Genomic DNA, 13,384 nt, shown 5'->3' on the forward strand with positions numbered 1-13,384 from the left:
TAGCCAAAATGTGTCGGCGACCGAACAATCGGTTGGTGAGGCGGGTCACAGCCGACACGCCTCCCGTAGCCGCTCCCACGAGGAGGTGCCGTCATGACGGTTCTGGAGCAGCGGGGCGCGTACCGGCCATCGCCGCCGCCCGCCTGGCAGCCCCGTATGGACCCCGCGCCGCTGCTGCCCGACGCCGAGCCCTACCGCGTCCTCGGCACCGAGGCGGCCGGGAAGGCCGACCCCGGTCTGTTGCGCCGGCTGTACGCCCAGCTGGTGCGCGGCCGCCGCTACAACACGCAGGCCACCGCGCTCACCAAACAGGGCCGGCTCGCCGTCTACCCGTCCAGCACCGGCCAGGAGGCCTGCGAGGTCGCCGCGGCCCTGGTCCTGGAGGAGCGCGACTGGCTCTTCCCCAGCTACCGCGACACGCTCGCCGTCGTCGCCCGGGGCGTGGACCCCGCCGACGCGCTCACCCTGCTGCGCGGCGACTGGCACAGCGGCTACGACCCCCACGCCCACCGGGTGGCCCCGCTCAGCACCCCGCTCGCCACCCAGCTGCCGCACGCCGTCGGGCTCGCGCACGCCGCCCGCATCAAGGGCGACGACGTGGTAGCGCTCGCCATGGTCGGCGACGGCGGCACCAGCGAGGGCGACTTCCACGAGGCGCTGAACTTCGCCGCCGTCTGGCAGGCACCGGTCGTCTTCCTCGTGCAGAACAACGGCTTCGCCATCTCCGTGCCGCTCGCCAAGCAGACCGCCGCCCCCTCCCTGGCCCACAAGGCCGTCGGGTACGGCATGCCGGGCCGGCTGGTCGACGGCAACGACGCCGCGGCCGTGCACGAGGTTCTCGGCGACGCCGTGCGCCGCGCCCGCGCGGGTGGCGGCCCCACCCTGGTCGAGGCGGTGACGTACCGCATCGACGCCCACACCAACGCCGACGACGCCACCCGGTACCGCGGTGACTCCGAGGTCGAGGCCTGGCGTGCCCACGACCCGATCGACCTGCTGGAACGCGAACTGACCACCCGCGGCCTGCTCGACCAGGCCGGCATCGAGGCGGCCCGGCAGGACGCCGAGACGATGGCCGCCGCCCTGCGCGACCGCATGAACCAGGACCCCGACCTCGATCCCATGGACCTCTTCGACCACGTCTACGCCGAGAGCACTCCGCAACTGCGCGAGCAGCGGGCCCTGCTGCGCGCCGAGCTGGAGGCCGAGCAGGAGCAGCACGGCGAGCCCGGCACGCCGGAAGGCGGCGCCCGATGACCACCGTCGCCGTCAAGCCCGCCACCATGGCACAGGCCCTCACCCGCGCGATGCGCGACGCGATGGCCGCCGACCCCACCGTGCACGTCATGGGCGAGGACGTCGGCACCCTCGGCGGGGTCTTCCGGGTCACCGACGGCCTCGCCAAGGAGTTCGGCGAGGACCGGTGCACCGACACCCCGCTCGCCGAGGCCGGCATCCTCGGCACCGCCGTCGGCATGGCCATGTACGGCCTCAGGCCGGTGGTGGAGATGCAGTTCGACGCCTTCGCCTACCCGGCGTTCGAGCAGCTGATCAGCCACGTCTCCCGGATGCGCAACCGCACGCGCGGCCGGATGCCCCTGCCGATCACCGTCCGCGTCCCCTACGGCGGCGGCATCGGCGGCGTCGAGCACCACAGCGACTCCTCCGAGGCCTACTACATCGCCACGCCGGGCCTGCACGTCGTCACCCCGGCCACCGTCGCCGACGCCTACGGGCTGCTGCGCCAGGCCATCGCCTCCGACGACCCGGTCGTCTTCCTGGAGCCCAAGCGGCTGTACTGGTCGAAGGACAGCTGGAACCCCGAGCAGCCGACGGACGTCGAGCCCATCGGCCGCGCGGTGGTCCGGCGGCCCGGCACCAGCGCCACGCTCATCACCTACGGCCCCTCGCTGCCGGTCTGCCTGGAGGCCGCCGAGGCCGCCCGGGCCGAGGGCTGGGACCTGGAGGTCGTCGACCTGCGCTCACTGGTGCCGTTCGACGACGAGACGGTCTGCGCGGCCGTCCGGCGCACCGGCCGCGCCGTCGTCGTCCACGAGTCCACCGGCTTCGGCGGGCCGGGCGGCGAGATCGCGGCCCGCGTCACCGAGCGCTGCTTCCACCACCTGGAGGCGCCGGTGCTGCGCGTGGCCGGCTTCGACATCCCGTACCCGCCGCCCATGCTGGAGCGGCACCACCTGCCCGGCGTCGACCGCATCCTGGACGCCGTGGCCCGGCTGCAGTGGGAGGCCCAGGGCTGATGGCTCAGGTGCTGGAGTTCAAGCTGCCCGACCTCGGTGAGGGGCTCACCGAGGCGGAGATCGTCCGCTGGCTGGTCAAGGTCGGTGACGTGGTCGCCATCGACCAGCCGGTGGTCGAGGTCGAGACGGCCAAGGCGATGGTCGAGGTGCCCTGCCCCTACGGCGGTGTCGTCACCGCCCGCTTCGGTGAGGAGGGCACCGAACTTCCGGTGGGCGCCCCGCTCCTGACGGTCGCCGTCGGCGAGCCGGCGGCGGAGCCCGAGGGCTCCGGCAACGTCCTGGTGGGCTACGGCACCCAGGCCCCGGCGGCCCGCCGCAGAAGGGTCCGGGCGGGCACGGCCGGCGTCGACGGGCAGGCACGGCGGCCCGGGACCGCCTCTGCGGCCCCTCACGCGCGCGTGCACGCACCGGCACCCGCACCGGCACCCGCGGCGACACCGGCGGTGCCGCAGGCTCCCGCGTCGGCGGAGGGGCCGGTCCCGGTGATCTCCCCGCTCGTGCGCAAGCTCGCCCGGGACAACGGCGTCGACCTGCGCGGACTGACCGGCTCCGGACCGGACGGGCTCATCCTGCGCGCGGACGTCGAGGACGCGCTGCGGACCGGGGCCGCGACGACCCGCACGGCAGGGGAACCGGTCGTAGGGGCACCCCTGGCGGCGGGGCCGGCGGCCGGGGAGCGGGCCGTACCCACCCCCGCGGCGGCCCCGCGGGGCGAGGGCGGAGTCCGGGTCCCGCTCAAGGGCGTGCGCGGTGCCGTCGCCGACAAGCTCTCCCGCAGCCGCCGGGAGATCCCGGACGCGACCTGCTGGGTCGACGCCGACGCGACCGAACTCATGCGTGCGCGCACCGCCATGAACGCCGCGGGCGGACCGAAGATCTCCCTGCTCGCCCTGCTCGCCCGGATCTGCACGGCCGCCCTGGCCCGGTTCCCCGAACTGAACGCGTCCGTCGACACCGAGGCCCGCGAGATCGTCCGGCTCGACCAGGTCCACCTCGGGTTCGCCGCCCAGACCGAACGCGGCCTGGTCGTGCCCGTCGTCCGGGACGCCCACGCGCGCGCCGCCGAGTCCCTGACCGCCGAGTTCGCCCGGCTCACCGAGTCCGCCCGGGCGGGAACGCTCACCCCGGGGGAGCTCACCGGCGGGACCTTCACGTTGAACAACTACGGGGTCTTCGGCGTCGACGGCTCCACCCCGATCATCAACCACCCGGAGGCGGCCATGCTGGGCGTCGGCCGCATCATCCCCAAACCGTGGGTCCACGAGGGCGAGCTGGCCGTCCGCCAGGTCGTCCAGCTCTCGCTCACCTTCGACCACCGGGTGTGCGACGGCGGCACGGCGGGCGGCTTCCTGCGGTATGTGGCGGACTGCGTGGAACAGCCGGCGGTGCTGCTGCGCACCCTGTGACCCACGCCGGGTCCGGAGGAAGGAAGCCACAGGACATACTCGGAGGGTGACCGAGAGCGCGCCCGCCGCCGCGACACCCGCCCCGTACGACGCCGTCGTACTGGCCGGCGGTGCCGCCCGGCGGCTCGGCGGGGCCGACAAGCCTGGCCTCAGGGTCGGCGGACGCGCGCTGCTCGACCGGGTCCTGGGGGCCTGCGCCGGCGCGGCGACGACCGTCGTCGTGGCCGCGCCCCGGCCCACCGCCCGGCCGGTGCGCTGGGCGCGCGAGGAGCCGCCCGGCGGCGGGCCGGTCGCCGCGCTGCAGGCCGGTCTCCGGCTCACGACGGCCGCGCACACCGTCGTCCTCTCCGCCGACCTGCCCTTCCTCCGGGCGGCCACCCTCCGGCACCTGCTGACCGCCGTTCAGGACACCGGCGCCGACGGCGCGCTGCTCACCGACACCGACGGCCGCGACCAGCCCCTCGTCGCCGTCTACCGCACCGCCGCCCTGCGCCGCGAGCTGGCCGCCCTCGCCGCCGCGCACGACGGCCTCGCCGGGCTCCCCCTGCGCCGGCTCACCGGCGCCCTCACGCTCACCCGCGTCCCGGACCCGCTCGCGTCCTTCGACTGCGACACCTGGGACGACATCGCCGACGCCAGGGCACGGATCAGGGAGCATGGGCACGTGTTGGATGAATGGATCTCCGCAGTCAAGGACGAGCTCGGCATCGACCTGGACGTCGACACCGGCGTCCTGCTCGACCTGGCCCGTGACGCCGCCCACGGCGTGGCCCGCCCCGCGGCCCCGCTGACCACGTTCCTCGTGGGCTACGCCGCGGCGCGGGCCGGAGGCGGTCCGGAGGCCGTCGCCGAGGCCGCCCGCAAGGCCACCGCGCTGGCCCTGCGCTGGGAGGAAGAGGACGCCGCGGACAGGGATGCGAGCAGCGGGGGCCCGAGCGCCCCGGACGCCGGATGACCGCCCCCGGCACCCGGGCCGAGGCGCCCGCCGAAGACACCGACGACCTCGACGTCGAGGAGGCCCTGGCCCTGGTGAGGGAACCCCGCGGGGAGGCCCGGGACGACGGCGCGGGCGACGGTTCCGGCCGGGCGTCCGCGCCCGCCCCGCAGACGTCCGCCGAGCAGCCCGCCGAGCGGCACCGGGCCACCCCCTGGCCCCAGGCCCGGGAGACCGCCGCCCGCGCCGCCCGCTCCCGCGTGCGCCGCGCCCCCGCCTCCGTACCGCTCGCCGACGCCCTGGGCCGGGCCCTGGCCGCCCCGCTCGACGCGCTCACCGACCTGCCCTCCTTCGACACCTCCGCGATGGACGGCTGGGCGGTCGCCGGTCCCGGCCCCTGGCAGGTACGGGAGGAGGGCGTGCTGGCCGGGCACGCGCAGCCGGAGCCGCTCACCGACGGCGAGGCGGTCCGTATCGCCACCGGCGCCCGCATCCCCGCCGACACCACCGCCGTCCTGCGCACCGAGCACGGCCGGATCGACGCCCAGGGCCGCCTGCACACCACCCGCGAGATGCTCCACGGCCAGGACATCCGCCCCCGCGGCCAGGAGTGCCGCAGCGGGGACCAGCTGCTGCCCGTCGGCACCCTGGTCACCCCCGCCGTCCTGGGCCTCGCCGCGGCGGCCGGCTACGACGCGGTCACCGTCGTCCCCCGGCCCCGCGCCGAAGTCCTCGTGCTCGGCGACGAGCTGCTGACCGAGGGGCTGCCGCACGACGGGCTGATCAGGGACGCCCTCGGTCCCATGCTGCCGCCGTGGCTGCGCGCGCTCGGCGCCGACGTCCTCGCCGTGCGCCGGATCGGCGACGACGCCCGGGCGCTGCACAAGGCGGTCACCCGCTCCGACGCCGACCTGATCGTCACCACGGGCGGCACCGCCTCCGGACCCGTCGACCACGTCCACCCGGTCCTGGAGCGCATCGGTGCCGAACTCCTCGTCGACGGCGTCAAGGTCCGCCCCGGCCACCCCATGCTGCTGGCCCGCACCACGGACCACCAGCACCTCGTCGGCCTGCCGGGCAATCCCCTCGCGGCCGTCTCCGGGCTGCTGACCCTCGCCGAACCGCTGCTGCGGACGCTCGCGGCCCACCCCGCCCCCGAGCCGTACACGCTGCCGCTCCGCGAGGCGGTGCACGGGCATCCGTACGACACCCGGCTCGTCCCCGTGGTGCTGCGCGGTGACCACGCCGTCCCGCTGCACTACAACGGCCCGGCCATGCTCCGGGGTGTCGCCGCCGCCGACGCGCTGGCCGTCGTACCGCCGGGCGGGGCCCGGCAGGGCGAGGAGACGGAGCTACTGGACCTGCCCTGGGCGACCGGCGGGATCGGGGTGTGTTTCACGTGAAACTTCCGGGCCACGACGCCATAGCCCGCCAAGCGGGGGACCACCTGGTGACCCATCGGGTGGTCCTGCCGAGAAAAGTGGTGGAGCGCCCGATCCGCCAGGTCCTCAAGCGGCTGATCATGGCCCTGGTGGTGCTGGTCGCCACCGCGATGGTCGTCTACGCGGACCGCGACGGCTACCACGACAACGCCGACGGTGCCGTCGACCTGCTCGACGCGTTCTACTACGCGACCGTCACCCTCTCCACCACCGGCTACGGCGACATCACCCCGGTCAGCGACGGCGCCCGGTTCGCCAACATCTTCGTCATCACGCCCCTGCGCGTGCTGTTCCTGATCATCCTGGTCGGCACCACGCTGGAGGTCCTCACCGAACGGACGCGTGAGGAGTGGCGCCTGAACCGCTGGAGGTCCACGTTGCGCGACCACACCGTCGTCATCGGTTTCGGCACGAAGGGGCGGTCGGCCATCCAGACCGTCTGCGCGACCGGCCTGAAGAGGGAGCAGGTGGTCGTGGTCGACCCCAGCTCGAAGGCGATCGACGCGGCGAACGCGGAGGGCTACGCCGGGGTCGTAGGCGACGCCACCCGCAGTGACGTGCTCAAACGGGCCGAGGTGCACCGGGCCCGGCAGATCATCGTCGCCCCGCAGCGCGACGACACCTCCGTCCTCGTCACGCTGACCGCCCGCCAGCTCAACCGCAGCGCCAAGATCGTGGCCGCGGTGCGCGAGGAGGAGAACGCCCCGCTGCTCAAGCAGTCCGGGGCCGACGCCGTCATCACCAGTTCCGGCGCGGCCGGCCGACTGCTCGGCCTCTCCGTGCTCAGCCCCGCCGCCGGCATGGTGATGGAGGACCTCATCCAGCAGGGCAGCGGGCTGGACCTCGTCGAACGGCCGGTGGTCCGCGCCGAGGTGGGCAGGAAGCCGCGCGAGACGGACGACCTGGTCGTGAGCGTCATACGCGGTCACCGGGTGCTCGGTTACGACGATCCGTCCGTCGGCACCCTCCAGCTGACGGACCGGCTCATCACCATCGTCCGCGCCACCCCCGGAATCCAGGTCACTCCGGACACCCGCCCCCTGCCGGACGAGTGACCGGGCTCCCGGGGAGTAGCGTCACGGGCATGCATGCGATCACGATTCCCGAACCTGGTGGTCCCGAGGCGCTGGTGTGGGCCGAGGTCCCCGATCCGGTGCCCGGCGAGGGCGAGGTACTGGTCGAGGTGGTGGCCAGCGCCGTGAACCGCGCCGACGTCCTGCAGCGCCAGGGTTTCTACGACCCGCCGCCCGGCGCCTCCCCCTACCCCGGCCTGGAGTGCTCCGGCCGGATCGCCGCGCTCGGCACCGGCGTCTCCGGCTGGGCCGTGGGCGACCCGGTCTGCGCGCTGCTCGCGGGCGGCGGTTACGCCGAGAAGGTCGCCGTACCGGCCGGGCAGCTGCTGCCCGTGCCCGAGGGCGTCGACCTCACCCGGGCGGCGGCACTGCCCGAGGTGGTCTCCACCGTCTGGTCCAACGTCTTCATGGTCGCCCACCTGCGCCCGGGCGAGACGCTGCTGGTCCACGGCGGCTCCAGCGGCATCGGGACCATGGCGATCCAGCTGGCCAAGGCCGTCGGCGCCAAGGTGGCGGTGACCGCCGGCACGAAGGAGAAGCTCGACCGCTGCGCCGAGCTGGGCGCCGACGTGCTGATCAACTACCGCGAGCAGGACTTCGTCGAGGAGATCAGGCAGGCCACCGGCGGCGCGGGTGCCGACGTCATCCTCGACAACATGGGCGCCAAGTACCTGGACCGCAACGTCCAGGCCCTCGCCGTCAACGGGCGCCTCGCGATCATCGGCATGCAGGGCGGGTCGAAGGGCGAGCTGAACATCGGCGCGCTGCTCGGCAAGCGGGCCGCGATCAGCGCGACCTCGCTGCGCGCCCGTCCGCTGGACGAGAAGGCCGCCATCGTCGCCGCCGTGCGCGAGCATGTGTGGCCCCTGCTGGCCGCGGGGCACGTCCGTCCGGTCGTGGACCGCGAGGTGCCGATGCCGCAGGCGGCCGAGGCACACCGGCTGGTGGAGGAGAGCGGGCACGTCGGCAAGGTGCTGCTGGTCGCGCCGTAGCGGCGGGACCGGTGGAGCGGCGGGACCGGTGGAGCGGCGGGCCCGGTGGAGCGGCGTGCGGGCGGTCAGCTCCGGCGCAGTCTCAGGCCCAGCAGGGCGAGGCCGAGGCCGAGGCCGATGAGGACCAGACCGCTGCCCAGCGGGAGTATGCGCAGGACCGGCTCCGTCTCGCCCTGCGGGGCCGCCTGCTGGGCGGCGGGTTCCGCCGAACGCCCGTCCGGGTCGAGTCCGGCCTCCTCGGAGGGCGAGGAGGCGCCCGGTATCTCGGCGGTCTCCGGTTCCTCCGGCTCCCTCGGCCGGGCGACGGGGGTGGCGCGAGGCGGGTCGTCGTCGCCCTCCACCTCCACCGCGGGCCCGTCGGGCCGGCCCGGGCGCATCCGTCCCTCGCCGGCCCGGCTGCCCGCCCGGGACGGTTCGACCGAGGCGAGCGGACGGTAGGGGCGGATCGACGCCGAGGCGGAGTCGGACGGCATCGGTACGGCGGCCGGCGAGGCCTGGTGTGCGAGGGCCGCCGCGGTGGCAGGCGCCTGGCCGGGGCCGTCCCGGTCCGGCGGGCTCTGCTGCGGCTGTCCGCGGCTCGGAGCGGTGTCCCGCGGGGCCGCTTCCGCGCGGACCGTGCCCTCGTCGGGCCGCCGGCCCCGGTGGCCCGCACCCGTGGCGGACGGGCGGGCGGAACCCGGCTCCGTGACGCGTGCGGGCGGGCCGCCGTACGCGACGGCGGTGCCGTACGCCGGCAGGGCCGCCGTCGTGAGGACGACCAGCAGCGGGACGCAGTGGAGTCTGTGTCGCAGGCGTGGAGTCACGTCGGTGACCTCCCGGAGCCCAGGTGTCGTGACCGATGGAAAACCAACGGGAATAAGCCTCACATCCGATGACGAAGAGGGCATTCCGGATTGGGCCGTCGGGTCTAAACGGTGGATCAGCCCCACGAGGGGGCACCACGGTGATGAGGTGGTGGCGTGCGAGAGAATGGCGGCATGGAGATGCCGAGGAACGAACGGTCGCCGGAGAATCCCCAGATCCTCGTCGTGGGTCAGGACGGGATGGCGCTCGGCGGTGGCGGGGACGTGGAATCCCGTGAGACCCCGGTGACGGAACAGGTGGAGCAGCCGGCCAAGGTCATGCGCATCGGCAGCATGATCAAGCAGCTGCTGGAGGAGGTGCGTGCGGCTCCTCTCGACGAGGCCAGCCGGGTGCGGCTGAAGGAGATTCACGCCAGCTCGGTGAAGGAGCTGGAGGACGGCCTGGCGCCCGAGCTGGTCGAGGAACTGGAGCGGCTCTCCCTGCCGTTCACCGACGAGGCCACGCCGAGCGACGCGGAACTGCGGATCGCGCAGGCGCAGTTGGTGGGCTGGCTGGAGGGCCTCTTCCACGGGATCCAGACGACGCTGTTCGCCCAGCAGATGGCCGCGCGGGCCCAGTTGGAGCAGATGCGCCGCGCCCTGCCGCCGGGCGTGTCCGGCCAGGAGGGCGGCGACGACCACCATGCGGGCGGCCGTTCGGGCGGCCCGTACCTGTAACCGCCCAACCGATCCGGTCACGGCACACGAAGGGCCCGGCGGACGACCGCCGGGCCCGACCTATGCCCCGGACCGCCGGTCCGGGCCGCTCACTGCGGCGGGTTGCCCGTGGAGACGCTCAACTCGATCTCGACGTTGTCCGGGTCGACGTCGGTGCCCTGTTCGGGGAACTGCTGCAGGACGGCACCGTCGGGCCAGGTGTTGTCGTCCTTGTCGTCGCGGTCCCACTTCCAGCCCGCTGCCTGCAGGCACTGCTTCACGGAGTTGATGTCCTTGTAGCGGAAGTCGGGCAGTTCGATCTTTTTCGGGTCCTTCCAGGACTCCTGCGGGTCGGTGCACTTGGACTTGTCGATCGTCCGGCTGCGGTCCGGCTCGCGGTAGCCCGCGCGGTGGGACGCGGACGCGGAGGCACTCGATCCGCCGGTGCCCTTGATGTCCTCGCCGGCCTTCTTCAGCGTCAGCGCGACGACCAGGCCGGCGACCACGACGACCGCCATCCCGACCGCGGCGACGACGACCGGCCGCTTCCTGCGGCCACCGGGCCGGCCGGCCGGCTGCGCGGCGGTCTGCGGCGCGATCGTGTACGGCGGCGGGGTGGGGACGGCGGTCTGCGGGCCGTACCCCGCGGCGGGCGTCTGGTAGCCGCCCTGCTGCGGATAGCCGTAGGAGGGGGCGGGCGTCGGGTGGCCGTACGGGTTCGGGACCGGGGTGGGGGCCGGGGCCGGCTGGTACGGCGTGTGGACCTGCCCGTGCGGTGCCGGGGGCGCCTGGCCGACCGGCGGGAACACCGCGGAACTCACGCCCGCGCCGCTCTGCGTCGGACCGGCGCCCGGCACGATGTTCGGCGGGGCCGCCTGGAAGGAGGCCGCGATCCGCAGGCACTCGTCGCGCATGGACTCGGCGGTCGGGAAGCGCTCGTTCGGGTTCTTCTTCAGCGCGCGGGCGACCAGCGCGTCCACGGCGGGCGGCAGCGCGCGGTTGACCGAGGAGGGCGCCACCGGCTCCTCCTGCACGTGCGCGTACGCGATCGCCAGCGGTGAGTCCGCGTCGAACGGCAGCCGCCCGGTGACCAGCTGGAACAGCATGATGCCGACCGAGTACAGGTCGGAGCGGGCGTCCACACCGCGGCCGAGGGCCTGCTCGGGCGAGAGGTACTGGGGGGTGCCGACGACCATGCCGGTCTGGGTCATCGAGGTGACACCGGACTGCATGGCGCGGGCGATGCCGAAGTCCATCACCTTGACCACGCCGCGCTTGGTCACCATCACGTTGCCCGGCTTGATGTCCCGGTGGACCAGTCCCTTCTCGTGACTGATCTCCAGGGCGGCGAGCACGTCGGCGGTGACCTTCAGCGCCTTGTCGGCGGGCATCGCGCCGTACTGCCGGATGTCCTCCTCCAGCACGGAGCCCAGCGGGCGGCCCTCGACGTACTCCATGACGATGTACGGCGTCGCCATGCCGTTCAGTTCGTCCTCGCCGGTGTCGAAGACGGAGACGATGTTGGTGTGCGTGAGCTTGGCCACGGCCTGCGCCTCGCGGCGGAAGCGCTCGCGGAAGGCCTGTTCCCGGCCGAGCTCGGTGTGGAGCGTCTTGATCGCGACCTGGCGGTCCAGCACGGCGTCGTAGGCGAGGTGCACCGAGGCCATACCGCCCTCGCCCAGCACGTCGCGCAGCTGGTAGCGGCCTCCGGCCAGCGCCTGCCCCGCATACCGGCCGTGTGCGCCGTCCTGGCTCATCTCTCCGCGTCCCCCACTGGCCGTCCGGCGCCGTCGTCCATCGAACAGGCCTTGATCGAATGTGTCATTCCCGGCCAAGTCTGCCCCAGGGCACCGACACGTCAAGCTCGGTGCCCGTTCCGTGACCGTACGCGCAAGAAGCGTCGCGCAAGCGTTACGAGGGGTGTACGAGCGGCACACAGAATTTGCACGACAGCGCGTGCTACGGGTTTCATGACCGGTCCGTCCCGGGTCGGTCCCGGTTGCCGTTCCGAACCGGTGGCGCCCGCGGAGGCTGTAGCGTGGCCGACGGAGACCGTGACAACACCGCGCGCACCGCGGGCAGAAACGACGGCGAGGACTGATGGCACAGACGCAGCGCTCTCAGGGCCCGTCCGACCCCGAGGCGACTGGCGGCGGCATGTCGGACGCGCCGGAGCTGTGGGGCAACGGCGGGCTCGTCGGCGACGGCCGGTACCGGCTCACGCACCGTCTGGGCCGGGGCGGCATGGCCGAGGTGTTCGCGGCCGAGGACGTCCGTCTGGGCCGTACGGTCGCTGTCAAGCTGCTCCGCGCCGACCTGGCCGAGGACCCCGTCTCCAAGGCCCGGTTCACCCGTGAGGCGCAGTCCGTCGCCGGCCTCAACCACCACGCGATCGTCGCCGTGTACGACTCCGGCGAGGACATGGCGGGCGGCCAGTCCGTGCCGTACATCGTCATGGAGCTGGTCGAGGGCCGCACCATCCGCGACCTGCTGATGAACGCCGAGGCGCCGGGTCCCGAGCAAGCCCTGATCATCGTCTCCGGCGTGCTGGAGGCGCTCGCCTACTCGCACCAGCACGGCATCGTCCACCGTGACATCAAGCCGGCGAACGTCATCATCACCGACAGCGGCGCCGTCAAGGTGATGGACTTCGGCATCGCCCGCGCCCTGCACGGCGCCTCGACAACGATGACGCAGACCGGCATGGTCATGGGCACCCCGCAGTACCTCTCCCCGGAGCAGGCGCTCGGCAAGGCCGTCGACCACCGCTCCGACCTGTACGCCACGGGCTGCCTGCTGTACGAACTCCTGGCGCTCCGGCCCCCGTTCACCGGCGAGACCCCGCTGTCGGTGGTCTACCAGCACGTCCAGGACATGCCGGTGCCGCCGTCGCAGGTCGCCGACGGCACCTGCCCGCCGGAGCTGGACGGCCTGGTCATGCGCTCCCTCGCCAAGGACCCCGACGACCGGTTCCAGACGGCGGAGGAGATGCGCGGCCTGGTCCAGTACGGCCTGCAGATGCTGTACGACCAGGGCGGCCACACCGGCACCTGGAACACCGGCCCGGTGCAGGCGCACGACGGCCGGAACACCCCGGCGGGCGGCTTCGCCGGGACGACCGTCATGCCGCACCCCGTGGACGGGGGCGGTACCACGCAGATCCCGCAGCCGATCCTGCCCGCGGGTTACGGCAACGGCGACGACGGCGGCTTCGAGGGGCACGGAAACAAGGGCAGCGGACGCGGCAAGCTGTGGATCCTCGCCGTGCTCGCGGTGATCGCGATCGCGGCGGGCGTCGCGCTGGCGCTGAAGAACACGGGCGGCACCGGCGGCAACGGCACGGACACCAAGCCGACGTCGACGCACTCCAAGGACACGAAGGAGAAGTCGCCCTCCGCGACCCCGACCGACGAGGACACCGGCGAGCCCTCGGACCCCTCCACGGAGAACGGCAGCTCGGGCACGGGCACCGGATCCGGCTTGCCGCCGGCGTCCACGCCGTCGCGCTCGGCCCCCTCGTCCCCGAGCAGCGAGCCGTCGACCCCGCAGACCACGCCGTCGCAGTCCACGGGCACGACGGCCGGCGGGACCGACACCGGCACCGACACCGGGGGTACGGACGCGGGCACGGACCCCGGGGGCACGACCGCGGGCACGGACACCGGGGGTGCGGACGCCGGGGGCGCGGACGCGGGCGGTACGGACACGGGCACCACGACCGAGGGCACGGCCGGCGACACCACCGGTTGAAGGACGCCCACGGCGACCGGGCCGGCCTCT

The 13,384-nt window shown here is 74.0% G+C and carries 11 protein-coding genes; 9 read left to right on the forward strand and 2 right to left on the reverse strand.

The window, feature by feature from the left end:
* Positions 1–93 precede the first annotated feature (93 nt).
* Genes pdhA through ACZ4VF_RS28605 form a run of 7 tightly spaced genes read left to right on the forward strand, consistent with a single transcriptional unit; the run spans position 94 to position 8,105 of the window.
* Positions 94–1,257 carry a pyruvate dehydrogenase (acetyl-transferring) E1 component subunit alpha gene (gene pdhA / locus ACZ4VF_RS28575; RefSeq protein ID WP_467929507.1) on the forward strand — a complete coding sequence of 388 codons (1,164 nt, stop codon included), beginning with the start codon at positions 94–96 and terminating at the stop codon, positions 1,255–1,257.
* Positions 1,254–2,258 (forward strand): alpha-ketoacid dehydrogenase subunit beta, encoded by a 1,005-nt coding sequence (locus tag ACZ4VF_RS28580; protein WP_467929508.1) that lies wholly within the window; start codon positions 1,254–1,256, stop codon positions 2,256–2,258. The genes pdhA and ACZ4VF_RS28580 overlap by 4 nt, the downstream gene beginning before the upstream one ends.
* The gene (locus ACZ4VF_RS28585; protein WP_467929510.1) at positions 2,258–3,664 is read left to right on the forward strand and encodes a dihydrolipoamide acetyltransferase family protein; all 1,407 of its coding nucleotides are present in this window, start codon (positions 2,258–2,260) and stop codon (positions 3,662–3,664) included. The genes ACZ4VF_RS28580 and ACZ4VF_RS28585 overlap by 1 nt, the downstream gene beginning before the upstream one ends.
* 46 nt (positions 3,665–3,710) lie before the next feature.
* A complete protein-coding gene (locus ACZ4VF_RS28590) occupies positions 3,711–4,619 on the forward strand; it encodes an NTP transferase domain-containing protein (RefSeq protein ID WP_467929512.1) in 909 nt (302 codons plus the stop codon).
* On the forward strand, positions 4,616–6,001 hold the full coding sequence (locus tag ACZ4VF_RS28595; protein ID WP_467929513.1) for a molybdopterin molybdotransferase MoeA: 1,386 nt from the start codon (positions 4,616–4,618) through the stop codon (positions 5,999–6,001). The genes ACZ4VF_RS28590 and ACZ4VF_RS28595 overlap by 4 nt, the downstream gene beginning before the upstream one ends.
* Complete coding sequence (locus ACZ4VF_RS28600; protein WP_467929514.1) at positions 5,998–7,095, forward strand: potassium channel family protein; 1,098 nt, start codon at positions 5,998–6,000, stop codon at positions 7,093–7,095. Before ACZ4VF_RS28595 ends, ACZ4VF_RS28600 begins: the two co-directional genes overlap by 4 nt.
* Positions 7,096–7,124: 29 nt before the next feature.
* On the forward strand, positions 7,125–8,105 hold the full coding sequence (locus ACZ4VF_RS28605; protein WP_467929516.1) for an NAD(P)H-quinone oxidoreductase: 981 nt from the start codon (positions 7,125–7,127) through the stop codon (positions 8,103–8,105).
* A gap of 65 nt (positions 8,106–8,170) precedes the next feature.
* Here ACZ4VF_RS28605 and ACZ4VF_RS28610 read toward each other — a convergent pair whose 3' ends face one another.
* A complete protein-coding gene (locus tag ACZ4VF_RS28610; protein ID WP_467929517.1) occupies positions 8,171–8,908 on the reverse strand; it encodes a hypothetical protein in 738 nt (245 codons plus the stop codon).
* 174 nt (positions 8,909–9,082) lie between these two features.
* Here ACZ4VF_RS28610 and ACZ4VF_RS28615 point away from each other — a divergent pair, with 174 nt between their 5' ends.
* Entirely contained in the window at positions 9,083–9,625 is a 543-nt protein-coding gene (locus tag ACZ4VF_RS28615) for a bacterial proteasome activator family protein (RefSeq protein WP_467929518.1), read from the forward strand.
* Positions 9,626–9,714: 89 nt separating this feature from the next.
* On the opposite strand, the gene ACZ4VF_RS28620 is transcribed toward ACZ4VF_RS28615, so the two are convergent.
* Positions 9,715–11,361 (reverse strand): protein kinase domain-containing protein, encoded by a 1,647-nt coding sequence (locus tag ACZ4VF_RS28620; RefSeq protein ID WP_467929520.1) that lies wholly within the window; start codon positions 11,359–11,361, stop codon positions 9,715–9,717.
* A gap of 343 nt (positions 11,362–11,704) precedes the next feature.
* Here ACZ4VF_RS28620 and ACZ4VF_RS28625 point away from each other — a divergent pair, with 343 nt between their 5' ends.
* Positions 11,705–13,354 carry a protein kinase domain-containing protein gene (locus tag ACZ4VF_RS28625; RefSeq protein ID WP_467929521.1) on the forward strand — a complete coding sequence of 550 codons (1,650 nt, stop codon included), beginning with the start codon at positions 11,705–11,707 and terminating at the stop codon, positions 13,352–13,354.
* Positions 13,355–13,384 lie beyond the last annotated feature (30 nt).

This window comes from Streptomyces sp. NPDC029151, from assembly GCF_055564315.1.